Genomic DNA, 23517 nt, shown 5'->3' with positions numbered 1-23517 from the left:
AAAACAACCTCCTCATCATTTTAATCGCGCGGCACGCCCGTACGTTTAAACTGTCATCGTATAACGCCGCATCCGCGTCTTCCCGTCCGAAAAGTACAGTCGGCCGTCTTCATCCTCAGCCAAAAATCTAGCTCCGTCCTCAACCAGCACATCCAGTTCAAACCTCGCAGTATCGTATCGGAACAAATACTTCCCTTGAATGGTGCCGTAGAGAGCCCCGTCTTTACCGAAACGGAGCGTGGCATCCCGCCAAATGTACTGATCGCCGTATCTGATTTCAGGGAACAAATGCGCTAAATGAACACACGTTTCGTCAGCCATATCGAATGCGAACACGTACCCTTCCGCCATCCCCCAAAGCAGTCCCTCCGGACTGAACGTCAAGGACGTTATCGCTTTCAGTCCGGCTATCGGTAGAGAAACGCCTCTTACCGACTCGGCGGCAGTATCAAACACAAGCAGCTCCGCTTCGGTGCGCGATCGGTCGATTCCCAATCCACCCCAGACGTTGGTTGCGCCATACAGCACGCCATTTCGGTACACCAGGCTTACAACACTTAGATCGGGCAGCGGATTCCGGTATACCTTGCGCTCTCCCGTAGCCGGACGAAATGCAACGATGGCCCCCCCTAGCTTTCCGTATCCGCATATCGTACCGATATAAAGCAACTCTCCTCCAACCGCAAGTGCGTAAGGCCGATCCTGTTCCGCATCGGACAGGTCGAACAGCATCCGGGGATTGCTTCCTCCTTCCGACAAAGTCCAAGGTATCTTCGGGTCGTATTCGTATAGCTTGGCATGCGGGTACACGCTGAAGTACATCTTGCCTCCGATTTCGGCGATATTTTCTGTCTGTCCAACTCCTTTATACTCTGTAAAACGAGCCGTTTCAGGGTTCAATACAGAGATTCCGCCGACAAGAAACGCTCCTACGTAAATGTTGCCGTCGGAACCGGCCACCACACACTGTATGTTCGTGGGCACTCCGTCAATGTCCAGATCGATGAGACGAATGGCCCCCGTTACCGGATTGAATTTGAACATCCGCGTCCGCCCCATCCGGCTTCCGATTCCAATGAGGGTTTGGCCGGGATAGGTTTCCTGATCAGCCAGTTCGGTAAAATCAAGCTCAAACGGCATGATCGTTGTGTCGATGCCGAGCGATTCCGATAGGCCCGTTTCGATGACATATCGGTGCAGAATACCGGCAGACGTGTAATACACGGACCCTTCGTGCTCCGGCGAAACGCCAAGGCAGCCGACTCCAGGCACTTCGCGTTCCAGTCGTTCCGTTACACCTCCCCCAGAATCCATCGTCAAGTCGTAAACGAGCATACGATTGGACGGATTTAAGCGAACGAACAATTTGCCGCCTTCGATGTCCAAATTGTATACAAATTCGTCATTCCAGTATTTATCCGGGAGCAGTTCGCGAATCTCCCCTGTGGTGTGATTATACCGCTTCAATCTCGCATGGGAGCCTATTCCTACATAACTGATACCCGCTTCAGTCAGATGCTCCAAACTGCGAACATAATGTTCTCCCTGCGCGAACGGCTGCGGTCCATGCACAAGGAAACCATTGTGGGTCGTGTATTCGAAAAATACCGCTCCCGGATAAGTACCCCCGAACACGCCATCCTTGCCGCAAGGGATCAGTGCATATCCGAATGTCGTCTCCGGAGTTGGTTTCCCTAGCACTTCCAGTTCCCCATCCCACGGCGTGAAACGGTATACATTTCCCTGACTGTGAGAAGTGACGTAGATGCTGCCGTCGCCGGCGGCAGTCATACTGAACCCGCCCATAGCACCAGGCATCGGCAGGGTTCGCTTCAGCCTTTCCTCATTTAAATCAACGATTCCGAACCGCGCATCTTGGCCCTGCGACCCATCCAAAGCCAAATACATCAAATTGTCGCCGTCTTCTGTCTTTACCAGAGAAGCAGAGTGTGAGGTTGAATTATGTACTGCTGCCCCCAGATCCTCCACTGCTCCTGCATGCCGGCCGGCCGTCCTTATCACTTCCACTACATCGAACGTTCGCTCCATCTGTTCTTCACCTATCCTCTCTTGTTGGATGTGAAAACTAACCCTTGACCGATCCGATCATGACACCTTTGGCAAAATGCTTCTGCAGAAACGGATAGACGATCAAAATCGGAAGGGTCGCCACCAAAGTCGCAGCCATCTGAATCGTTTCCGGCGGAGGAGGATTTTCCATCATCATCGTCACCGAGCCAAGCGAATTTATCGGATCGTTTAGCAGAACGATTTGCCGCAGAATGACCTGAATCGGCCATAATGTCGGATCGTTCAAATATAAAATGCCGGCAAAATAATTGTTCCAATGGCCTACTGCATAGAACAGGCAAAAAGTAGCTAAAGCAGGTTTGGACAGAGGAAGAATGACCTTAAAGAACGTGGTAAGCTCATTGGCTCCATCGATATATGCGGCTTCATTCAGCTCCTCCGGGATTCCGAGGAAAAATTGACGCATCACGATGAGATTGAACGGCGCGATCGCTGATGGAATGATGAGGGCCCACAGGCTGTTCAACAGACCCGTCTCCTTGACGATCATGTATGTCGGTATCATTCCTGCGGAGAACAGAACCGTAAAAAGCACTAAAAACAGCATGAAGGATTGACCCGGCAGCTTGCGCGTCAAACCGTAAGCCATGGCTGAGGTGAACACTAAGTTAACAAGCGTGCCGATGACCGTGATAAAAATGGTTATACCCAGCGATCGAATAAACGATTTGGATGCGAATATATAACGGTAGGAGTCCAGCACCCACTCTTTGGGCCATAACAGCAGATCGCTCGACATGTATTCGTGCAAGCTCGAAAAGGACACTGCGAAAATATACAGGAAAGGAATGACCATGACAGTTCCGATCAGCACAAGCATCAGCGAATTAATAATGTCGAACGCTGCGCTCAAAAACGGTCTTCGAATGATGAGTCTGCGTTCTCCTCGTAATATTTTCATTAGTAGACGCCCTCCTCTCCGTACCGTTTCGCAAGCCTGTTGGCGATCATAACGAGCAGCAAACCAATCAGTCCTTTAAATAAACCGACCGCAGTCGCAAAGCTGTAATCCGCCTGATCTATTCCTTTGAAAAACACAAATGTGTCCAGCACGTTGCCGACATCCATATTAAACGAGTTCAGCATAAGGAAAATTTGCTCGAATCCACTGTCCAGCACATGACCGAGCCTTAGAATCAGCATGATGATAATTGTGCTCCGGATGCCCGGAAGCGTAATATGCCACAATTGCCGCCAACGGTTCGCCCCGTCCATCACAGCAGCCTCGTACAAACTCGGATTAATCCCTGACAGCGCGGCTAGGAAGATAATTGTTCCCCAGCCGGCTTCTTTCCAAATAACCTGCAGAACGACAAGCGGACGGAACAAATCCGGTGTTGTTAAAAAATTAATGCCCCCCTGCTCGAATTCCACCTGCAGCAAAGTGTTAATCAGTCCGTCGCCGCGCAGGAATATCGTGAAAATACCTACGACAATGACCCAGGATAGAAAGTGCGGTAAATAGATGACCGATTGAATGAAACTTTTGAATATTTTGCTTCTTACTTCGTTCAGCATTAGCGCGAGCAGAATGGGTGCCGGAAATGCAAAGACGATTTGCAAAAATGACAGCACAAGTGTGTTCCAAAGCACTCGCACCACTTCTTGGTCCTCGAAAATCGTAATAAAATGCTTTAATCCGACCCAATCGCTCTTGGAAATGCCAAGAAACGGGCTATAGTCCTGAAAGGCAATTATTGACCCAAGCATGGGAACATATCGGTACACTAGAAAATAAAGCAGCCCGGGCAAAACCAGCAGATAAGCATATCGTTTTCGCCAAAATAGATGCCTAATCCTGAGCCTCCTTGTGACGGAGGCCCGCGGGCTGGAGAGAGGTGTACGTGGATTCATCTAAAATCCTCCCAGCATATGTGTTAATCCCAAGCATCCTTAGGATCTTTTAGCGTCGTGCCTTCGTTTACCTCTTCAATCCATTGTGCGCCGCCCTTAGCCATCCATTCTTGTACCATTGCGTCCCAATCAGACACCGGACGTTGGCCCGTGATCATTTTGGATTGCTCGTCGAGGATAAATTTATTAAGTTCGTTTCCTTTGGACACTTGGGTCGGAGAATAGACAGCGTAATGCGGAGATCCGTAAAATTTGCTCGACCCGTGCAATTTGACCATTTCCTGTACGACGGCATCCAATATCGGGTTTGCATATTTGTAAACCTTGTCGGATTCCTTCTTAGGCCAGGGTACGTCATCCAGCAAAAAGGAAGTCGGACGAAATCCGTCCTGTAACGCATTAGGTTTCGGAACTGCCGTCCCGTCCACCATATCGTAACCCTGACCGAGTCCGCCCATTAACCAATCGAAATCTTTGTTCTCCGGATTAGATTGATCCAAAGGAATAATCGTCCGAGGCACCTCCGTCATCTCCAAGATGCGGCGAATTTTCTCCGGGTCTTTGCCGGCTTCTGCGGAAATGGTCATGAAACCGATAAATCCACTGGTAGAAGCCAGTCCCTGGGAACCGTCGGGGGCTTCAGCTGGCGCCATGAAAGTGAATTTCGCCTTCGGGTGGAGCTGCAGCAAGCTGTCCGCGTTGGCTTGAATCATTCCACGAGGAGTTCCGATAAAAATCCCCGCCTTGCCGGAATAAAACTCCTTGTTTAAAGCGTTTCCATCCATGATGGCAAAGTCTCTCGTGATGGCGTTTTCAATGTACAAATCAGCGAACCATTGGATCTGTTCTTTCCTCGCGTTTGAAATAATTCCCGGAATAAACTGCCCTTTATCGTTCTTGTGGTACCAAGCCGCTGGATCCCAATAAGCTCCTAGGTTGTAATTCGGGACGATTTCTTTCCCTAAGACGATCCCGTAAGTATCGTTTTTACCATTTTGATCGGGATCGTTCTTCGTGAAAGCAATCGCGACTTGCTTGAGCTCTTCGTAGTTAGTGGGCGTTTTCAGGCCCAGATTATCTAACCAATCCTGTCTGATCATCGGTAGGACGTTAAATCGCGGATAATATTTCGGAATGGCGTAAATTTTTCCGTCGACCTTAAATTGACTCCAAACGAATTCCGGAACTGCGGCAAGAGACGGATACTCCTTTATGTAGTCATCCAAAGGCAAAAACGCCTTCTGCTTAGCGAATTTGACATAACGGTTCGATATGTCGGGAGCTTCAAACGCCAGCATATCAGGAATGGAGCCCGATGCCAAAACTGCGCTCAACTTCTCGCCGTAGCTCGGCTGTGGTACTTGATTGATCTGGTAATCGACATTGAACCGTTCGTTGATCATCTTAACGCCGGGCGCATCATTCGGCGGCAGCTCACCGTACCCGAATTTCATTGCCGTAATTGTAATCTTACGGTCTGGGTCCGATTGAGCGGTCCCTTCCGTTTCCGAACCTCCATTGGAACAAGCGGCTGTTAACATCATTCCGGCGGTGAGCAAAATTGCAAGCTTACGAAATGCCATAGCTAAACCTCCCAATCGATTTAATAATGATCATAACGAATCAACATACCCATCGTTTGCTGTGGCATCATCTTGTATCTCTCATATGCTCTTAACACTTGTGAAAATGGAACCTCTTCGGAAATCAAAGAACTCATACGAATGGACCGGCGCTCCAACATCTGTAAATATTCCCTCATATTGCGTCCTTCCGTCCAGCGGACGTATCCGATCGGATAGTCGTGTCCGTTCCGCTCATAGGCGAGGTCGCCGCGGCCAGGTCCACCAGCCTTGGAGACCGTCACATTAGCTTCTTTTGCAAACAGAAGCTCACGATTAAAATCAAGCTTCATATCTCCCACAATTACGACATGCCCCTGCTGACGAACGCAGCGTAGTCCGTAATCGATTAAACTTCCGTCCGGAACGTTCGCACAGAGAAGTACCGCATCTACACCGGCTCCTCCCGATTGCCGTGATGCCTCCGAGTTGAGCGCTTCCAAGCTATCAGCTACGAAAGCGCCGGGAACAAGCGACTTCAACTGGCCGTTTCTCTCCGACAGCAAGTCGTAAGCTAGAACCCGGTAAGATGCGGCGCTAGCAATTTGGCAGACTAGCTGTCCGATGATTCCTAGTCCGACAACCACCACCGTTTCTCCGAATTGTAGAGATGCCTTACGTAGTGCATGAATGGCGATCGCTCCGAGTCCAACGAAGGATGCCTCCTCGAATCCGACTGAATCCGGAATCGGAACAACGAGGTTCCTGGGCACACACAACCATTCGGCATGTCGCACGTACGGGCCGCCGTAACAGGCGACCCGCTGGCCTATCGTCAAGCCGGGGCATTCACCGTCAATATCCTCTACATACCCCGCTGCGCTATAGCCGAGGGGCACGGCCTCTTTATTGGGCCGTCGCGCGATCATCAGTTCCGTCCCGGGGCTGATAGCAGAACATACAGTGCGGATCATCACATGATTGGGCATAAGTTTTGGTTTAGATTCTAAGTCGGTTTGAATGGAACCTCCTTTAGCAACAACAATATTCAATGGCTTTCCCTCCATGAATTCAATTCAACCACAAACGGAATAAGTAAACTTATATCATTTTTTTAACCATCTGATACGTATCTGGTTAAATTATAAAGAGAAATAGTAAGCGCTGTCAAACCTTTTTCGAAAAATAAAACTGGTGTTTTCTCGCCGTCTTCTCTCATGTTAATCACTGTTAGCGAGTGACAGAGACATTCATATGTTTTATACTACTAAATATGTATGAACCGTATATATCGGTTAGCACTATGTGCATCTAGATACGTAACAGAACGATGAAGGAGAGTTAATTGTGACCAGATTGAGATCAGGAGGAACTAGAATGAGCCGAAAAACAAGACATTCCGTACTGCGAAATAAACTGGATGATATGATCACCGACATACGGAACGATATTGAAACCGGGAAGCTCGGCAGCGGCGACTTTTTGCCGTCGGAGTTAGAGTTGGCTGAAAAATACGACATCAGTAAACATTCTATACGCAAAGGCTTGGATGTGCTGGTGGAGCAGGGTTATGTACTCAAAATACCGCGGGTCGGCTCAAAAGCGACCCTCCCGGGTCCAAAACCGACTACGATACTGCGATTCGGTTATTATCCCTCCATGCACAAACAAGCCGGATTAACTGGTTTAATCAAACTTTTTCATGAACGTCACCCGGATATTCAAGTAGAACTGATCCCCGTTCCTTTCAAATTCGACGAACTTCATCTGATGAAACACTATTTGGATGCTGGCTTGATCGATGTGGCTATGTTTAACCATCAGAGCTTTGCGGAGCTTGAGGAATCCATCGGGGTTGCAGACATCTTAGAACCTCTTGAACCGGAGTCGGGAATCTACCCGTTCCTGTTTAAGGCTTTTCAATCGAACAATCAATTGTTTGCGATGCCTTTCGTCTTTTCTCCGGTCATTCTTGCCTACAATAAGGATCACTTCTCGGAATACGACCTGCCGGAACCGGACAGCAGCTGGAGTTGGGACGAACTGCTTCGTGTGGCCGGGGAAATTGGACGAAGCAATAATCGGGTCGGTTTCTACTATCATGCTTTATCAGACAATCGATGGCCCGTCTTTCTGCTTCAAAGCGGCGAAAAGTTGAGGGATGTAGCCACAAAGGGGCTGGTGTTCAACCGTCCAGCCGTGCGGGAAGCGATTCGGATGAGCCGAGATATCTTGGTCACCCAAGGATTGACCTCCCTCTTGTCACAAAATAATGCCGAAGCCGAAGAGCTGTTTCGCAGCGGGAAAATCAGCATAATTATGACCTCATATTTTGGGCTGAATCAATTTCATGACGCGCCGTTTCGATTCGACATCGCCCCTTTGCCCGCCCTTCAATCGGCCGATACATTGAACTTGGTCATTGGACTCGCGGTATCCTCAAAATCTATTCACAAGGAAGCGGCAAAGGCATTGATTACGGAGCTGTCTTCTCTGGATTTCCAACGTTTAGTCCGCAGCAGCACGTTAAGCATACCGGCTTACAAAAGGGCCGCGGAAAGCGGCAGAGAGCCCGAGCAGGCCTCCCCCGTAACCGAGCCTCCCAGGTTCCCTCTCTACAGGGAAATTATTCGCAGCTTTCGGCTTCACTCTGAAATCGGGCTGTCCGGGGAAGTTCTAAAGCGTATGCGCGGTGAACTTAAGCTTTATTGGGCGGGTATCACTGACTTGGATACCTGCTGCAAAAACCTGGAAGAGGCTTTAGTTACGAAACCGGTGGGTTAAGAGGTTGAGAGTAGAACGTGCTCGTTCCAAATTGAAATTCAATTCCAGAACACAAAAAGAGATCGGCTGCGTGCCGGTCTCTTCGCACAGGTGAATATTTAACGACTTATTACTAAATCTTATACACAGCTACTCATGTTCTTCGCCATATGGGCTAAGTTTAGTGCTTTGGGCTACCGTATTAATGGCGACCGACATTAGTCTAAACCTTGTAACATCTTGAAGAGTGAAACTCTCCCAATCAACCTCATCAGAGTCAGAACAGTTACAAATGAACTGCCATTTTCTCCATTGTCAATTCTTTCGAAGAGCAACATGGAGAACAGCGCCCCAGTGGCGGCGGACCGACTTTTCTGGACGGCTATTAAGTGTACTCATTAACATGATAAACGCACTCCCAATCGAAGTGTCTAATGTGAACAATTTCAAACAGCCCGCTTTTCTCAATCTCATATGTTTGCTCGTGTAGTCCCCCTGGTCGCGGCCATTCATTGTTGTCTACTGATTTACCCTCGCCGATTTCATAGTAAACGGTTTGAATTTCACGGAAGAATGGGTCCCCCCCGTCTGGAAAAACGTGATCTGCGTTCCAAAATGCCAGATGTCCGCCTGGACGAAGGGCTTGCCATGCCTTGATGTATCGAACTTCGGGATCAACCCATTTCCAAGCGGTTGCAGCGAATACTAAATCAAACCCTTTCTCCGTCTCTGGTTGCCAATCTTCGAAACTTCCCGTGATTATGTCGACGTCCATTCCGACAAGGTTTTGACGGGCAACTGTAGCGAGCTCAGCACCAAGTTCTACGGACGTGATTTTAAATCCACGCTTGGCTAACGGAAGAGTAGCCTTTCCTGTAGCACAGCCCACTTCCAACAAACGAGCACCTGGATGCAAATTTGCCGCTTGAATTAAATCATCGAACAATTCTTCCGGGTAATCCGGACGCGCCTTTTGATAATGACTCGCGGATTGCTCAAATGACTTGCGCAATATCTTGTTGTCATTCTTCAAGTTCATTATATTCCTCCTTATTCGTTACTCATCATATTATGGATTATATCTTTATACAGTAGGTTTTTCGCAGTTTTCTACTAAATATAACGTGTTCGATTATTGGAAGGTTGTAAGATTTCTGAGAAATATATTCACAAGGAGGGGACACAACTACTGATGGATAAATTTCAAGTTGTTGTTTCAGTACTACTGGTATTAATCACCGTCTTACTATGCCTTATCTATTATGAAATGAGGTATAGCAACGAATTACAAAATATCATTATTAACTACTTGTATAATCATGATTAGAGCATACTCCGGAATAAGTTGCTATCCGATAACAGAAGTATATGATGGCATCAAGATAAATAAAACAGGCCATATCCCGAAGGACACATGGCCTGTTTAAAGCAGTTTTTATTGACGGATTTGCTAATAGTATACGCTAATCCTACCATTATAATACCTCTACTTATAGTGTCCACCGATCCGAACAGATCTCTCCATAGTCTGACCTGCATCTAAAAACGAGCTTATCTGCAAAATATCCGTTTCACCAAATCGATCCTTGGCCTCCTGGCGCGCGTCTGTTATTTCTCGCAGCGCAAACATAAGTTGCTGGTCCGACGATTTAGCGATTCCTCGATGTAGTCACGCTGATTAGCAGGCTGCAGACGCATATCTGCTTCTTGCTTTTGCGCTGAGCCTGCTCCTGTCATATAATCGTTTCTTTATCGTCTCTGTTCAGCTATTTTACAGTAATTCTATAAGATCGCTAAACACAAAGAGCTGAGAATATGTGACATCTACACGGATAAATAAAGCCACATTTAATATATCAACCGGCCATCACGGTATAGAATGTAACCTGCTGCATATCTGTTTTATATTTTAGTGTATGGATAGTTGTATCACTCAACAAGCTGATCCTCAATAAAATGCATTCTCTTAATTACCTTCCCTTCCTTACTTTTGTCATAACTATAGTATTCTTTTTGTGAGTCTGCATCTGACCAAATTATTGATGTAATCAGATCATGCTTATGATGTTCTATCCGATCTGTATTCATGTAGCTTTCATCGGGCTGCCAGTCTCTTGGAAAATCCTTGCTTTCCCTATAGAAGTTCATATAAAAAATCCGGTTTTTTCCTTCTATTATTTTAATTTCGCCTTCAACTGGATGATCCTTACTGTATTTTTCAACTAATTCTTTCAATTGTATTAAATCCTTCGGTGGATTTAGAATCATATAGTGCTTTCTAACAGTCACCATTTCTTCATCCTTTTTACCAAAGACCTCTTCTGTATTGGCAATTTCGAAAATCTTTGTTTCCCCACTTGATTCCTTAATCATTGTACATCTAATTAAGTATGATGAAATTAAGAATATACCAATAATCAAAACTAGAATTTTTAAATCAACTTTAATCACAATTCCCCCCTCGGTATAACGTCTTATCTATAATGTAGTCTTATTTGTGTCAAATTCCAACAATGTGGTCACTTTTGTGCATTTTTTTATGACACAACTTTGACTACATAAAAATAAAAAAGCCTGATAATTCAGGCTTTTCAGCTTTAATAAATGTAGACCTTTTGTATCATTATACAAAACCGACTGCCTCCTTGCTTTATTCAACTATCGTTTCCCGTTAGCTTAGTAAAATATCTGTGTAAATTCTGATAATTTTCACTCCTTCAAGGTCTTTTCTGTTTGACAAAAGATAAAATGATCATCAGGATTCCAAACGTGCAGATGATCAGCACGGTATCCCCGTAGCCACAACACGGCGTTAATTCGTCTAAGATAAAAGCCTTTCGGAAAATCATCGTCTTCAATTAGTATCTCCGATGCTATTGTGATGGAGCCAGCTGGAGCTTGATGTCGCTGTATAGGATTCCCCGAATAACCTTCAGGCTGATCCAGATACACCAGTCTTAGGTGAGGCCCCAGCTCAAGCGGACACAATTCCAAACCAAGTTCGCTCGCTCTTTTAAAGATCTGAGCCGTAATAGCTCCATCATGAAAGCCAAGTTCGCCAACGGTTAGTTCAACGGTCTGCAGGCTGTACTTTGTATCAGAAGTTGTAAACTTATCATCAGCTAATAGCCTCTCTCCAGACTCATTCATCAAGATAGAGTATTGTTGCAATTTCTGGATAAGCTGCGTTTTCGTAAGTCCACCAACCTCTACTGTCCTCGTATGCTTTCAACCCTAAAAACTCGAACCCCCTTATCTCAAGGCTTTCACACACTCACTTCTCCACCCTTGACATCCATACTACAGTCTCCACTTGTGTGGGTTTGCCTTTGGGAACATGCATTTAGCTACGGCAGCACAATAACTTGTTCCGGATAAATCATGTTGGGGGTTGTAATTTTGTCTTTATTCAATTCATAAATTTCTCTCCAGCGCCCCCCGTCGTTCAATGTTTTCTTAGCAATTCTGAAGAGATTGTCCCCTTCAACTACAGTGTAAGATTTTACTGCTCTATTTTCTTTGATGGATTCATTAACAGGTGCTTCGTCTGCCTTTGACGATTCTGCCCGCCACTCTTTTACCGACTTTAAGGAATAACTATCGACGCCCGGTTTCACGACCTCCCCACTATTCAGCTGCTCTGTAAATAACTCGACAAGCGGTACCGCATATTGAATGTAAGTTTCCACCTTTACCTCAGGATCCCTCTGAATGGCCTTTTCAAAAGTCGTATACCCGTCTTTACCAAGGGCTGTGAACGAATTTGTCACTACAACATAGGTTTTGTCCATGTCGAGGGGGGACCATTTGCCTGTCTTCCGATCTTTCACTTCAATATTGTACGCGCTCTTAACACCCTCGCCTGCGTTCAAATAAACGTCGTATCTCAAATGCGACGAATAAGGAAACGCGCCTGTCGACTGCGTAATTCCTTGCGAATACCGAATGGCATCATCTAGTACATCGCGTATTTCTCCGCCGGTTATTTTTAGCGTAGTAATCGTATTGGAAAACGGCAGCATCGTATACGCATCTGCCATTGTAAAATCGCCTTGCATAAAGTTTGCTCTTACGCCGCCTGCATTTTGGATGGCCACATCGGCATGGGGCAGTCCGTATAAGAAAGAGTCGGCAACTACTTGCGCCGCAAAGCTGCCGTTCGCGTCTTTAGAATCCGCGAAAGGCTTCGGAATCCGCTCGTTAGACAGCGTTTCCTTAATCGAGCCGATTACGGTCTCCATCTCGGCTTTGACTTCATCACGGTAAGGCGTGATGATTTCTTCAATAGCTTGATCAATCTGACCTTCTACCAAAACGCTGTTATTATTAATTGCCTCTTTAATTTTGGCTAAAGTAGTCTTATTCGCATCGACCCATTGGCCATTTTCATTTATTTGGTATGGTTCGCCGACAGGGATGAATGGCTTTCCTGTTGCACTGATGATTTCGCCTTGCGCATCAAATTTCAAATCGATTTTGCCCAAAGCTTTTGCATATTCCCACGCTTGGACAATGTAGGTGTCTTTGCCGTCAGCGTTCTGAACAACCGTCGGATACTCGCCGGTTACCGGCAAACCTAAAGCTGTCGCTTCTCCTGAAGAATCGAGCAGGTTATGCGTATCTCCGCCAACGATCAGATCGACGTCGCTCGTTTCCGCTGCCAGCAATTGGTCGAAATCGTATCCTAAGTGGCTCAGCACGATGATTTTATTAATGCCCTGCCTTTTAACTTCTTCCACCGTTGACTTAACGAATTCGATCTCATCAATAAATTCTACATCATCGCTAATCAGTGAGGATTCCTTCGTTTTTTCGATTTTGATAACCCCGATAATGGCAATGTGTTCCCCGTTTACTTCTTTGATCAGATACGGCTTGTCCAGATGTCCGTAGAGAGGCGACTGTTCGGTCGGCGTTATATTTCCTGCCAGGATCGGGAACGTCGCGGTCTTATATAAATCAGCAAAGTGTTGGTCGCCCTCGTCAAACTCGTGATTGCCGACCATGTAAGCATCCGGCTGTAAAGCGTTGACTACCTTCATGTCGGTTTCGCCCTTGAACAGACTGTAATAGAGCGTTCCGTTCAATTCCCCACTCTGCAGTAGCAAGGAGTGATCGTTTCTATGTTCATGAATTAAAGAGGATATGTATGGCATTCCACCCAATTGGAGGCGTACCTTCTCTCCTTCTTGCGTGTCGTCATAGTTTAAGCTCAGATCGAATGTTTGGGGATCTAGATGCGAATGATGGTCATTTATGTGCAAAATCGTCAAATCCATAGATTCTGATGCACGAGCAGCTATCGGGCTGCCTAATGAAGCGACCAACACTGCAGCCAAACCAATCCCAAGCCAGTTTTTTTTCAACATGTCTCTCTCCTTTTAGCTGTCTTATACAAGGAGAGTTTACCCGTACAGGATTATGCCAATATTAAATATACGTTCAGATTATGTAAACAAAGAAGTTCGGGCAACATGTTGGGGCATAATTAATGGGAGACTCTCATCTCTTCGGTGGGTTCTCGGTGATGAGTTGGATCGGTTAGATACATAGATATACGATATTTGCATTGCTTTCATCCATTTCATTGTTCTTTTATTCCAAACAGCATTTGTAAACTAATAGACAGATTGAAATGGATTAACAATATGCTCTAGTTCGAGCAAATCGTCAATGATAAAATCTGCTTCCACAGGAGAATCCCAATAAATTACCAGCCAAAAACCAGGTCTTGTCAATTTCGTCTTGTCATTGAGTTACGACAAGAACTTATTACCCCAATCAAAAATGCCGCATTTTATGCGACTCTGAAAATAATCATGTTCATATCGTCTGATATGTTGAAAAAATCCTAACAAACAATACAAAAACACCTCCAAAGTAGTCTCCATATCTTACGACATGATTGCATGCTCTTGAAGGTGTTCTTAATTTGTCTCACGTTATGGGGTCAGTCCCCACTATACAGTGAATTTGAGATCCTTTTTTATATTTTAGATGTTATGTTATGTTCCCGTGTCATGCGAACAATTTGGGTACAGCCCCATTTCCCGTGTGATATGCCCTGTTTCACTGCTTATGGCAGCTCTTGTGATTATTCGCTCAATTTTTAGTATCCTCTAGCCCGCTAAGCATTATAATTTTGCTAGGTATTTTGCGGTGCGTATTAACTGGCTGGTAAAGGAGTTCTCGTTATCATACCAGGCAGCAATTTTCACCAATGTATCTGTTCCTAGATCTGTTACCTTTGTCTGTGTTGCGTCAAACAAACTGCCGTAAGTCATGCCAATAATATCAGACGAAACAAGCTGTTCATCTGTATACCCATATTCATTCGATTGGGACTGTTCCATCTTCTTATTGACCTGCTCTACTGTCACGGAGCCGCCTACCACTGCGGTTAATTCTGTCAGTGAGCCCGCCATGACCGGTACCCTTTGCGATGTTCCATCCAGCTTGCCATCCAAGGACGGGATCACTAGCCCGATTGCCTTTGCTGCTCCGGTTGAGGTCGGAATGATGTTGCCCGCTGCAGAACGCGCCCGCCGCAGGTCGACTTTGGCATGGGGGCCATCCAAGGTATTCTGGTCGTTTGTGTAAGCGTGTATGGTGGTCATAAAGCCCTTTTTGAGTGGTGCAAGCTCGTTCAAGAAATACGCCATTGGCGCAAGGCAGTTCGTCGTACAGGAAGCAGCCGAAACAATGGTATCGTTCTTAGCCAACGTATGTTCATTGATTCCGAAAACAATAGTGGGAACATCCTTCCCGGCGGTGGTGGAGATCAGCACCTTTTTGGCGCCTGCTTCAATATGTGCTGCTGACGCTTTTTTTGATGCGAAGAAGCCAGTGCATTCCAGAACAACGTCAATTTGTAGTTCTTTCCACGGGAGCTTTCCGGGGTCTTTTTCGGCATAGATTGGAATATCCACACCGTTCACGTTCAAGCTGTTTTCGCTATAATGAATCTTGGCATCATAACGCCCTTGCGTGGTGTCATGCTTCAGCAAGTGCGCAAGCATCTGCGGACTTGTAAGATCATTGATGGCTGCAACTCTATATCCTTCAGTATCAAAAAGCTGCCGAAATGCAAGTCTGCCAATTCTGCCAAAACCGTTAATTGCGATGTTAATTCCCATCATCATAACCACCTTTCTGTCAATATCCAAATTATATCCCTTGAATTTTTGTGATACACTGTTATAAGTGAAGCATTTAACTATACTTTCTGTCAGGTGAGAACCATGCCACAAATTGACCGCCATAAAAACAGAACGGTAAATATCGAATTTGTAGCTGCCGAGGATTTTGCACATTTCCCCTACCCTGAGCGGTTTACTCTCATTTTTGTTACGAATGGAAGTATAAAAGGGATATTGAACGAACGCCCGGTCACCATTTCAGCACCCGCTATACTTTGTTTGTCTGCAGAGGATACGATACAAGTTTTAGATAAACACAACGCTTCTGCATCATCATTTTGTTTTCATCCGGATTTTCTTAACTCGACCCCTCATTCTGAAACCCAAAATTACTTTCCGACCGATTTGAAAATACAAACAGGTCTTTCACTGTTTCGTAAGTCTCCTGAACGAACTGGGATACATCGCATAACCGAGAAGGCATACCCACAATTATTTGAATGGTTTTTTGTGCTTGGCACAGAAGTGTATGCGCAAAGCGATGCTCTCTGGGCATGTAGGATAAAAAAATATTTTATACAAATAATGGGGGTGCTTGAAGATTTAAACCGTCACAGCGAACAATCACCTGTGGATTTAGTTCTGGAATATATACACACAAATTATTCGAACAAAATCATCCTGGAAGATTTAACAAAATGCGCGTACCTGAACCGCGTTTCTCTCAATAAGATGTTTCAGGAAAGATGCGGGTGCACAGCGATGGGTTACTTACTTTCGCACCGCTTGAAGGTTGCGGGGAATCTTCTGACACATACAGACATGAGCTTAAATGAAATTGCACGTGCTACCGGATTTGAGTATGACACTTATTTCATAAAACAATTTACGGCTAAAAAAGGCATGTCACCAACAGCATATCGGGAAATCTCCCGCAAGTTCTCTGCTGCCCAATAATGGAGGAAACTTTGACTAGCTTGGGCAGTGGCCGGCCATCTTTTTCAATCTGCGAAGCAAAACAGCTTGATCCACAGGGGCATTACTGCTGAACAAGCAGCAGATTAGTTCAGCAGCTTGCTCTATTCGTATTGAACTATCCTGTCCGTTAGCACATAAAAATTTGAGCAGAGATAAGTAGTTAGATACTTATCTAATCGGTAATCGGTCCATGTTTTGTCCTTTTCGGCAATCGGTACAAGTTCTTGTCCCCCGACAGTTATTAAAGGCGGGCTACCCTGCCCATACTCCACAATTTCCCCATTTTCTTTGGAGCCGTAGTCCATGGGTAATCCCCCCATAACATGCCTATACGGGTTTGCCGGCTGAATATCAAAAAACGCCTCCAAACAATAGTTCACCAATATATATTTACATATTAATATTCAAGGGATACTTTTATTTACCTGTTCAAATCATTGTCTCGTTGTCTAGTATGTTAATCTGCTGTTAGTTGAATAAAAAAGCCGCTAAAATAGCGACTTTCAATGGGACCATGTTCTTCTCCCTTGATACCTTTTCCTGCATCTTTTTTTCCTTGCGATATGTTCAAGCGATCATGACGTCAAATGCTTCTTTCTTTAATTTTATTGAGCTATCGTTACCTGTTAGTTCGATTCATGTATCTTTTAAATTTATATTTTCCGAACCCATCCTCACATGTAATATCCACTCAAGAATATCGTAAAGGTTTTCTTTGGAATCCTCTAATTTTTTTTGAACCTCTTCGATTTCAGATATTTTCTCTTTAATGATACGCGTTTGATCATCTTTTGACATTCCATTTTTCGAGATCATAGCTTTTATATCGTTAATTGAAAAACCAACAGCTAGTTGTTCACGATTCATTGCGCCGCAGCCATCGACAACGATCCCGGGCTGCACTGGTGCTTCTTCGTTCCGACACCAGGTACGGACACGGAGGAGAGACTCGCGCTCCTGCTCGCACAAGACACCGGATTGTCACCGCAATCATAGCCTATTAGTCCTGTTACTAGTATGAAGGCACTGTGGTTAGCCCCCTCCCCTCCTGTCGTTGATATGATCAAGACAACAAACGACAAGGGGGCAATTACATGAACTCATATCCTTATCAAGGTAAGCTTGCTGTGGTCACTGGAGCTTCCTCCGGAATCGGCGAGGCGTATGCCATAGAACTGTCCACACGAGACTGCCATGTCGTACTGGCCGCGCGTTCGATAAATAAGCTGGAAGCATTGGCCGGCGAGATCAAACGCAAGCACGGCGTGCAGGCGTATGCCTTACCCATCGATTTATCCAAAGCAGGTGCCCCGCGCCAACTGGCCGAGTCCATCGCCGAACTCGGCCTGACTGTCGATATTCTCATCAATAATGCAGGCTGCGGCACGTACGGCCGATTTGAGGATATAGATCCGGAGCGCGAGCAAGAAGAGATTATGCTGAACACCGCTGCGCTTGTTGACCTAACGCATCATTTTCTGCCCGGCATGCTGAAGCGCAAGGACGGAATCGTCTTAAACGTGGCTTCGATGGCCGCATTTGTGCCTTGCGCCTATTCGGCTGTTTACGGGGCAACCAAAGCATTCGTGTTATCTTTCTCCGAAGCGCTATGGGCAGAAACCCGCGAAAGCGGTGTCCGCATACTTGCCCTGTGCCCAGGTGCGACCGATACGGGCTTCTTTGATGCGGTTGGCAGCCAGGACATGGCGGCAGGTAGTGCCCTGTCCACCTCGGAAAACGTAGTTCAAGCCGGATTTCGCGGAATCGACAGAGGAAGTAGTTATATTGTCGACGGACGCAGCAATTACATGTCGGCTCAGCTGGGTCGTTTTCTTCCCCGCGGCAGAATAGCTCTGCTCATGGAACGCATCTCGCGCCCTAAAGCAAAATAACGAGATGCAAGACGGTCAAATTGATACTTTTCATATCCATAATTTTCCCTACTTGTGGTACGGTTCAGCGTGTTTGGTCTTCAACTATCCTGCCTGTTAGCTTAATGAAATTGCATGGAAACATAGTTAGATGCTTATCTAATCGGTAATCGACTCATCTTCTCGTCAAATTACGGCAATCGGAACAAGTTCTTGTCTTCGAATAGGGACAAGAACTTGTTCCGATAAAACAAAAAAAACGCTAAAGTAGCGACTTTCTATGGACCATGTTCTTGTCCCCCGACAGAAATCATGATCAATAAAATAACCCATGCAATCCTATTTCCAGGACTGCATGGGCTTACCCGCGCAAGAACAAAGCTTGTTAAAAATGTTATTTCTGCACCGCTTCTTTCAGGATTTCGACCTTCTGTTCCTTGGACATATCCCATGTGGTTGAAATGCTGTATTCGAAGCCACCTTCATGCCAAAAAACGTATTTCGGATAGATATGTGCCGGCAAGTCATCCTCAAAGAACCCTTTTTTCTTGCTTCCTTCTGAGTCTAACATATATTTAGAAATGGCCAGCGTATCTTTCCCGTTCGTATATTCAAGACGGATGGTTGCCGCCTCTTTCCAGTCTATCTTTTTCGCATAGATGGGTTTTCCGCTCTTCTTGCCTTCGGCCCTTACTTCATCAAGGAACCTTCCTTCGGTTGGACCTTCAATTCTCGCTTTGGAAAACTCATATCCCTCCGGCAAGTTGTCGGGCTCCTTCAGTATTGAACCCTCCAGCGCGGAAGCTCTTTTCAAGTAGTCCTCGTAAGCAGAGAATTTTTCTACCGCTCCCCAATAACTTAGGTCGAGACCGCTGTTAAGATCCTTATATTTATGATACAGAACGTACATATCACCTGTCTCTTTGCTTAGCTTCTTCACTCTATTGGTCTCATCTTCGATATACTTCTTTTCCTCTGGAGTTAGAGCCTTGGCTGCTGCTTCTGCTTTATTCCGGGCCTTTTCCAGTTCTTTCTTGTAGAGCTCGCGGTCTACATCCCCCTTGGGATAGATAATATCCTGATCATTATTCACAGCAGCTTTTGAATCCTGTTCCGATTGCACGGAAGCCTTTGGTGTTACGCTCCCCGCATCGCTTTCCTTAGCATTAACCAATGTCACGCTGCCTAGCGCGAGAATCATCCCCATCCCTAGAATGGACAGGCGATAGGATTTTTTGTGAAAATGTTTAATCATCTTAAGTCTCCTTTTCATTTGTTTATGCGTGGCGGACAGGCCGGCAAGCCCCGGCTGGCGTTGGTTTCCTGAAAAATGCTCCAACACATGGATGATCGTTTGTCCGTATGCATTGTTTTGCTGCGGGCTCATCCGATTCAAGGCGCATGCATCGCAGGCCATCTCCTGGTCTTGTCTCGCTTTATGTACGGCTAGCCATAATAAAGGATTAAACCAATGGATGATCAGGATGATATGCATCAACCAGTTCACTGCGACGTCCCGCCGCTGAATATGTGCGAACTCATGCGCCAGTATATATTGAAGGTGATCCTTTTGCAGCGTGATGAGCAGACTGGGCGAAATGACGATCGCCGGTTTGTTAAAACCGACCCCGGCAGGTCCGGGAATGCGCTCGCTGGCTACAAACTGCACTGTTTGCTTCACGCCTGATTGCTGTTTCGTCTCGTTAAACACTGCCGATAGAAAAGGCGTATCTATTTTTCGGCCCGTGCGCAGGGCTTGTTTCAATCGAAGCTGGTCGTATACCGTTTTCGTGGCAAGAAGCAGCACACCCGCAATCCAACCCCACATCAGGATATTGGTGAAGCCTATCTGCTTGAACCCATTCCACCAAAAGCCGCTGTCCTGCACAGGTCCCGATTCAAGGGGTGGAGAAGGTACTTCCGAAGTTCCGCTTGCTTCCGGGTTTATAGAGCGCTCAACATGAACCGTCGCCGCGCTTATTCTCCCCGCTTCCTTCGCACTCGATAAAACTTGTGTTTGTTGATGAATACCAGGCGCTATGGCGTCCAGGGACAAAACATTGTATAAGCTAAGCGAGGATTCCGGGGCCCAAGGGAGCAGCAAACGAATGGCCACAGGAAGCCAAAGCCAATATTTCCATCTGGCTTCAATCTTGTTTCTTAATAGAAATTGCAGGATCAGGACAAGTACGATCAGGATGGAGGCCATGAACGATCCGCGAATTACCCAGCCGAAAAAGATCAATAAATTTTCATGCAATGTAGGGCTCATCAGGGCTCTCTCTTTTCTGTTTCCCCGTCGCTGCGGTTTTCGTCAAACAAAGCCTTTAGATCCTCGATTTCTTGCGCATTCAGTTTTTTATCCTGCAAAAAGTTGGCCAGCATTGGCTTTAAAGCTCCCCCATAAAGTTTTTTCATGAAGGATTTGGTTTCGGACTGCAGATACTCCTGCTCGCTGATGAGCGGATAAAACAGTTGGGTGCGCTTAGAACCCTTTTCCAATTTCGCACCCGCTGCTTCCTTCTGCACCAGACGACTGAGGAGCGTCCGGGTCGTATTGGGGCTCCACCCCATTCGATCCGTCATTTGTTTTACGACCTCGCTGGAAGGGCAGTCCGGATTTGCCCACAATACGCGCATAATTTCCAGCTCTGCATCCGTAATCGGTGGTATTTGATTCATGCATGAAACCTCCAAAGTCAATTTACTCAAACTACATATGTAGTTATAATACACATGCTACATTTGTAGTTTAGTAATGTCAACTTGTTTGTCAGAGAGTAATCTTCTCGTTTTTGTTACACGCAAAAATGATTCGCACCGCCTGTCCGGCATGGTGATCTACAAGAAAAACCCATGTAATCGTATTATGGAGCACCTGTCCGAGAATACCTATAACTGACTCAAAATGTTATTTTTTCACGGCTGCTTTTAGAATTTCGATTTTCTGTTTCCGTGAAATATCCAAAGAAGAGGTTGAAATGCTGTATTCGAATTTGCCGCCATCATTCCAAAAAACGTATTTTGGAAAGACATGAGCCGGTAGCTTATCGTCAAAGAAACCTTTCTTCTTGCTTCCCTTCGAATCTACCGTATACTTGGAAAAGCCCAGCGTGTCTTTTCCGTTCGTATATTTAAGACGGATGGTTGCCGCCTCTTTCCAATCTATCTTTTTCACATAGATGGGCTTTCCGCTCTTCTTACCTTCGGCCCTTACTTCATCAACGAACTTTCCTTCGATCGGACCTTCAATGACCGCTGTTAAAAACTTATATTCCTTTGGCAGGTTGGCAGGCTGCTTCAGAATCGATCCCTTCAGGTTTGTTGCTTTTTTCAAGTAGTCCTCGTATGTAGTGAATTCATGTACCCCTCCCCAATAGCTAATATCAAATCCGCTATTTAATTTTGGGTACTTATGATACAGGACATACATATCACCCGACTCTTGGGTCAACTTCTTCACTCTTTGGATCTCTTGTTCGATAAACTTTTTTTCCTCAGCAGATATAGGCTTGGCTGCTTCGGCTGTTTTTTTAACAGTGGCTTCTTGGGTTTTTTCGTAGGATTGCGCCTTCGCCACAAGGCTTACGGAAGAACCCATTAATAAAATGCTGCTTAGTGTCGCGATTGCTACTTTCGTTGCTGCTTTCATTTGGTAATGCTCCTCTCCTATAATTTAATTTTTATTTTTACAAACTACAGTTGTAGTTTCAAATCAATACTACAACTGTAGTTCAATGATGTCAATACGGTTTGTGCAGAAATTTTTTAGTTTTCGTTGAATACAAAAAAAAGCCGCTAAAATAGCGACTTATTATGGGACCATGTTCTTGTCCCTCAACCAGTTAGTTATGCGAAATTAAATTGATTAAATCCCTATCTCATTTTGCCACCGGACTACCGGCATTTATCAAGAGTACCCCCAGTATCATAAGCTTCTTTAACGACAAGACGAAGAAATCTTTGGATTCGACCAGAGCGTGGACGATCAAGGTTTGACCAGGTTGGATGTTAAGGCCTATTTTCACCGTTAACTCGGCATACGCTTTTAATTTTTTTGCATAATCAGTCATTTTGTAACCCTCCAATACACGTTTGTTCACCGCAGCATATAAATAAAATAAATAAACAAATGTAAAACAAAGGCGGTTGATTAACCCCTGCCCGTTGGCTTAATTAAGGCAGCTGATCAATCTGACCGGCTGCCTTCTTGTCTTTGTTTAACTAACGTGTCCCCGTCGTTAGCTTAACGAAGGTCGGCCGATAAGCCCTCCTTTAGGCCCTCACTTTGTATAGTTCTAATGCAGGCACTTGGCAAAGCGTTCCGTAATTTGTATGCCTCTGTACCAATCCGTTCCTCCGTTTTCAATCGTCCAGCACGCCTCAAGGACGCCTCGCGCCACACCCCACATTGCGATTCGGTGAGGGTCCAGGCCGAGACGATCGGCTATTATAGCAATCCGGCCCCGCAGAACCTGCTCGCAGTCACCGCCTCGATCCTCATAATTTAGCAGATATTGGATAGTATCAAAATGGATGTCACCAATGATGCCTTTGGGATCAATGACAGCCCATTGTTCTTCGCCGTGGCGCAGGATGTTTTCATGATGCAGATCGCCATGCAGTAGGAGATTCTCACTCGTGGTCGATATAAGATACGCCAGACATTCTTCGGCATTTTCCACCCAGTTCTTAGGCAGTGGCGCGGCAATGGTCACACCGTCGAATCGCTCGCGGTATCGCTCTATTGCCACAAAATGCTGCCTCATGGACGGGTACCGACTACCGGTTGCTGCAGGAAGGTGAAGGCGGCGAAATACTTCGCAAAAGAGACCAGTCGCATGCGCATCATCCTCAATTGATGACAACGGTGTGCCAGGGTCGGCACATTCCAGCAGGGCCACACCCCACTCCTCGACTGCATCAAGGACATGAATCGCTCCCCGGCCCTCATAAGCACGAAGCACACTAACTTCCCTAGAAAGCTCGTCTTTCATGAAAGATGATTTAAGGACGGCGGGCTTCCCATTGCTGCGCTTTGCTCGGATTACAAAGTTATAGGATAAATCGGAAAATGGAGCTTCTGGGATAAAGTCGAAACGGCTTGCACAGTCGGCAATCAACCCAGGCAACGCTTCCGACCATGTTACGCCTTGCTTACCGTGGAGTTCGTACATTCTTTCAATAAAAGTATCAGGGATTACAATCATACCAAATGACTCCTTTCAGATCGTAGTCTACTTCCTCTCTTCTTCGACA

19 protein-coding genes are annotated in these 23517 nt (G+C 45.8%); 3 read left to right on the top strand and 16 right to left on the bottom strand.

Going from position 1 to position 23517, the window contains the following annotated elements; genetic code table 11:
• Positions 1-45: 45 nt before the first annotated feature.
• The 5 genes from ACQKPA_RS31830 to ACQKPA_RS31810 are packed head-to-tail and all read right to left on the bottom strand — an operon-like array spanning position 46 to position 6559.
• Positions 46-2049: a hypothetical protein gene (locus ACQKPA_RS31830; RefSeq protein ID WP_427496298.1), complete on the bottom strand. Its 2004-nt coding sequence runs from the start codon at positions 2047-2049 to the stop codon at positions 46-48.
• Positions 2050-2086: 37 nt separating this feature from the next.
• Positions 2087-2992: a carbohydrate ABC transporter permease gene (locus ACQKPA_RS31825; protein WP_427496297.1), complete on the bottom strand. Its 906-nt coding sequence runs from the start codon at positions 2990-2992 to the stop codon at positions 2087-2089.
• Complete coding sequence (locus tag ACQKPA_RS31820) at positions 2992-3945, bottom strand: ABC transporter permease (RefSeq protein ID WP_427496296.1); 954 nt, start codon at positions 3943-3945, stop codon at positions 2992-2994. The genes ACQKPA_RS31825 and ACQKPA_RS31820 overlap by 1 nt, the downstream gene beginning before the upstream one ends.
• A gap of 23 nt (positions 3946-3968) precedes the next feature.
• Positions 3969-5528, bottom strand: a complete 1560-nt coding sequence (locus tag ACQKPA_RS31815) for an extracellular solute-binding protein (protein WP_427496295.1) — start codon at positions 5526-5528, stop codon at positions 3969-3971.
• A gap of 20 nt (positions 5529-5548) precedes the next feature.
• Positions 5549-6559 (bottom strand): zinc-dependent alcohol dehydrogenase, encoded by a 1011-nt coding sequence (locus ACQKPA_RS31810; RefSeq protein ID WP_427496294.1) that lies wholly within the window; start codon positions 6557-6559, stop codon positions 5549-5551.
• Positions 6560-6884: 325 nt separating this feature from the next.
• Here ACQKPA_RS31810 and ACQKPA_RS31805 point away from each other — a divergent pair, with 325 nt between their 5' ends.
• Entirely contained in the window at positions 6885-8291 is a 1407-nt protein-coding gene (locus ACQKPA_RS31805) for an extracellular solute-binding protein (RefSeq protein WP_427496293.1), read from the top strand.
• Between the two features lie 364 nt (positions 8292-8655).
• Here ACQKPA_RS31805 and ACQKPA_RS31800 read toward each other — a convergent pair whose 3' ends face one another.
• The 5 genes from ACQKPA_RS31800 to gap all read right to left on the bottom strand — a co-directional run bounded on the left by ACQKPA_RS31800 (position 8656) and on the right by gap (position 15406).
• Entirely contained in the window at positions 8656-9309 is a 654-nt protein-coding gene (locus ACQKPA_RS31800) for a class I SAM-dependent methyltransferase (protein WP_427496292.1), read from the bottom strand.
• 890 nt (positions 9310-10199) lie between these two features.
• On the bottom strand, positions 10200-10721 hold the full coding sequence (locus ACQKPA_RS31795) for a hypothetical protein (protein WP_427496291.1): 522 nt from the start codon (positions 10719-10721) through the stop codon (positions 10200-10202).
• Positions 10722-10979: 258 nt separating this feature from the next.
• Positions 10980-11420 (bottom strand): helicase, encoded by a 441-nt coding sequence (locus ACQKPA_RS31790; RefSeq protein ID WP_427496290.1) that lies wholly within the window; start codon positions 11418-11420, stop codon positions 10980-10982.
• Between the two features lie 197 nt (positions 11421-11617).
• Positions 11618-13639 (bottom strand): 5'-nucleotidase C-terminal domain-containing protein, encoded by a 2022-nt coding sequence (locus tag ACQKPA_RS31785; protein WP_427496289.1) that lies wholly within the window; start codon positions 13637-13639, stop codon positions 11618-11620.
• A gap of 765 nt (positions 13640-14404) precedes the next feature.
• Positions 14405-15406 carry a type I glyceraldehyde-3-phosphate dehydrogenase gene (gene gap, locus ACQKPA_RS31780; protein WP_427496315.1) on the bottom strand — a complete coding sequence of 334 codons (1002 nt, stop codon included), beginning with the start codon at positions 15404-15406 and terminating at the stop codon, positions 14405-14407.
• A 105-nt stretch (positions 15407-15511) separates the two neighbouring features.
• Here gap and ACQKPA_RS31775 point away from each other — a divergent pair, with 105 nt between their 5' ends.
• Positions 15512-16366: a helix-turn-helix domain-containing protein gene (locus tag ACQKPA_RS31775; RefSeq protein WP_427496288.1), complete on the top strand. Its 855-nt coding sequence runs from the start codon at positions 15512-15514 to the stop codon at positions 16364-16366.
• A 657-nt stretch (positions 16367-17023) separates the two neighbouring features.
• Here the strand turns inward: ACQKPA_RS31775 and ACQKPA_RS31770 are convergent.
• Complete coding sequence (locus tag ACQKPA_RS31770; RefSeq protein WP_427496287.1) at positions 17024-17254, bottom strand: MerR family DNA-binding protein; 231 nt, start codon at positions 17252-17254, stop codon at positions 17024-17026.
• Positions 17255-17481: 227 nt separating this feature from the next.
• On the opposite strand from ACQKPA_RS31770, the gene ACQKPA_RS31765 reads away from it, so the two are divergent.
• On the top strand, positions 17482-18279 hold the full coding sequence (locus ACQKPA_RS31765) for an SDR family NAD(P)-dependent oxidoreductase (protein ID WP_427496286.1): 798 nt from the start codon (positions 17482-17484) through the stop codon (positions 18277-18279).
• A gap of 373 nt (positions 18280-18652) precedes the next feature.
• Here ACQKPA_RS31765 and ACQKPA_RS31760 read toward each other — a convergent pair whose 3' ends face one another.
• The 5 genes from ACQKPA_RS31760 to ACQKPA_RS31740 form a co-directional block, all read right to left on the bottom strand.
• Positions 18653-20530 carry a M56 family metallopeptidase gene (locus ACQKPA_RS31760; RefSeq protein ID WP_427496285.1) on the bottom strand — a complete coding sequence of 626 codons (1878 nt, stop codon included), beginning with the start codon at positions 20528-20530 and terminating at the stop codon, positions 18653-18655.
• Positions 20530-20940, bottom strand: coding sequence for a BlaI/MecI/CopY family transcriptional regulator (locus ACQKPA_RS31755; RefSeq protein ID WP_427496284.1), 411 nt, complete (start codon positions 20938-20940; stop codon positions 20530-20532). Before ACQKPA_RS31755 ends, ACQKPA_RS31760 begins: the two co-directional genes overlap by 1 nt.
• A 229-nt stretch (positions 20941-21169) precedes the next feature.
• Positions 21170-21910: a hypothetical protein gene (locus ACQKPA_RS31750; protein ID WP_427496283.1), complete on the bottom strand. Its 741-nt coding sequence runs from the start codon at positions 21908-21910 to the stop codon at positions 21170-21172.
• A 229-nt stretch (positions 21911-22139) separates the two neighbouring features.
• Complete coding sequence (locus ACQKPA_RS31745; RefSeq protein WP_427496282.1) at positions 22140-22331, bottom strand: aminopeptidase; 192 nt, start codon at positions 22329-22331, stop codon at positions 22140-22142.
• Between the two features lie 225 nt (positions 22332-22556).
• Complete coding sequence (locus ACQKPA_RS31740) at positions 22557-23435, bottom strand: aminoglycoside phosphotransferase family protein (protein WP_427496314.1); 879 nt, start codon at positions 23433-23435, stop codon at positions 22557-22559.
• Positions 23436-23517 lie beyond the last annotated feature (82 nt).

Source organism: Paenibacillus sp. NPDC093718 (assembly GCF_050279985.1).
Lineage (GTDB): Bacteria > Bacillota > Bacilli > Paenibacillales > Paenibacillaceae > Paenibacillus_AQ.
This window is presented reverse-complemented; position numbering and strand designations above follow the sequence as displayed.

Coding starts and splice junctions, on each gene's coding strand:
- ACQKPA_RS31830 (WP_427496298.1), bottom strand. CDS start 2,049: ATGGAGCGAACGTTCGATGTAGTGGAAGTGATAAGGACGGCCGGCCGG.
- ACQKPA_RS31825 (WP_427496297.1), bottom strand. CDS start 2,992: ATGAAAATATTACGAGGAGAACGCAGACTCATCATTCGAAGACCGTTT.
- ACQKPA_RS31820 (WP_427496296.1), bottom strand. CDS start 3,945: ATGAATCCACGTACACCTCTCTCCAGCCCGCGGGCCTCCGTCACAAGG.
- ACQKPA_RS31815 (WP_427496295.1), bottom strand. CDS start 5,528: ATGGCATTTCGTAAGCTTGCAATTTTGCTCACCGCCGGAATGATGTTA.
- ACQKPA_RS31805 (WP_427496293.1), top strand. CDS start 6,885: ATGAGCCGAAAAACAAGACATTCCGTACTGCGAAATAAACTGGATGAT.
- ACQKPA_RS31800 (WP_427496292.1), bottom strand. CDS start 9,309: ATGAACTTGAAGAATGACAACAAGATATTGCGCAAGTCATTTGAGCAA.
- ACQKPA_RS31790 (WP_427496290.1), bottom strand. CDS start 11,420: ATGAATGAGTCTGGAGAGAGGCTATTAGCTGATGATAAGTTTACAACT.
- ACQKPA_RS31785 (WP_427496289.1), bottom strand. CDS start 13,639: ATGTTGAAAAAAAACTGGCTTGGGATTGGTTTGGCTGCAGTGTTGGTC.
- gap (WP_427496315.1), bottom strand. CDS start 15,406: ATGGGAATTAACATCGCAATTAACGGTTTTGGCAGAATTGGCAGACTT.
- ACQKPA_RS31775 (WP_427496288.1), top strand. CDS start 15,512: ATGCCACAAATTGACCGCCATAAAAACAGAACGGTAAATATCGAATTT.
- ACQKPA_RS31770 (WP_427496287.1), bottom strand. CDS start 17,254: ATGAATCGTGAACAACTAGCTGTTGGTTTTTCAATTAACGATATAAAA.
- ACQKPA_RS31765 (WP_427496286.1), top strand. CDS start 17,482: ATGAACTCATATCCTTATCAAGGTAAGCTTGCTGTGGTCACTGGAGCT.
- ACQKPA_RS31760 (WP_427496285.1), bottom strand. CDS start 20,530: ATGAGCCCTACATTGCATGAAAATTTATTGATCTTTTTCGGCTGGGTA.
- ACQKPA_RS31755 (WP_427496284.1), bottom strand. CDS start 20,940: ATGAATCAAATACCACCGATTACGGATGCAGAGCTGGAAATTATGCGC.
- ACQKPA_RS31750 (WP_427496283.1), bottom strand. CDS start 21,910: ATGAAAGCAGCAACGAAAGTAGCAATCGCGACACTAAGCAGCATTTTA.
- ACQKPA_RS31745 (WP_427496282.1), bottom strand. CDS start 22,331: ATGACTGATTATGCAAAAAAATTAAAAGCGTATGCCGAGTTAACGGTG.
- ACQKPA_RS31740 (WP_427496314.1), bottom strand. CDS start 23,435: ATGTACGAACTCCACGGTAAGCAAGGCGTAACATGGTCGGAAGCGTTG.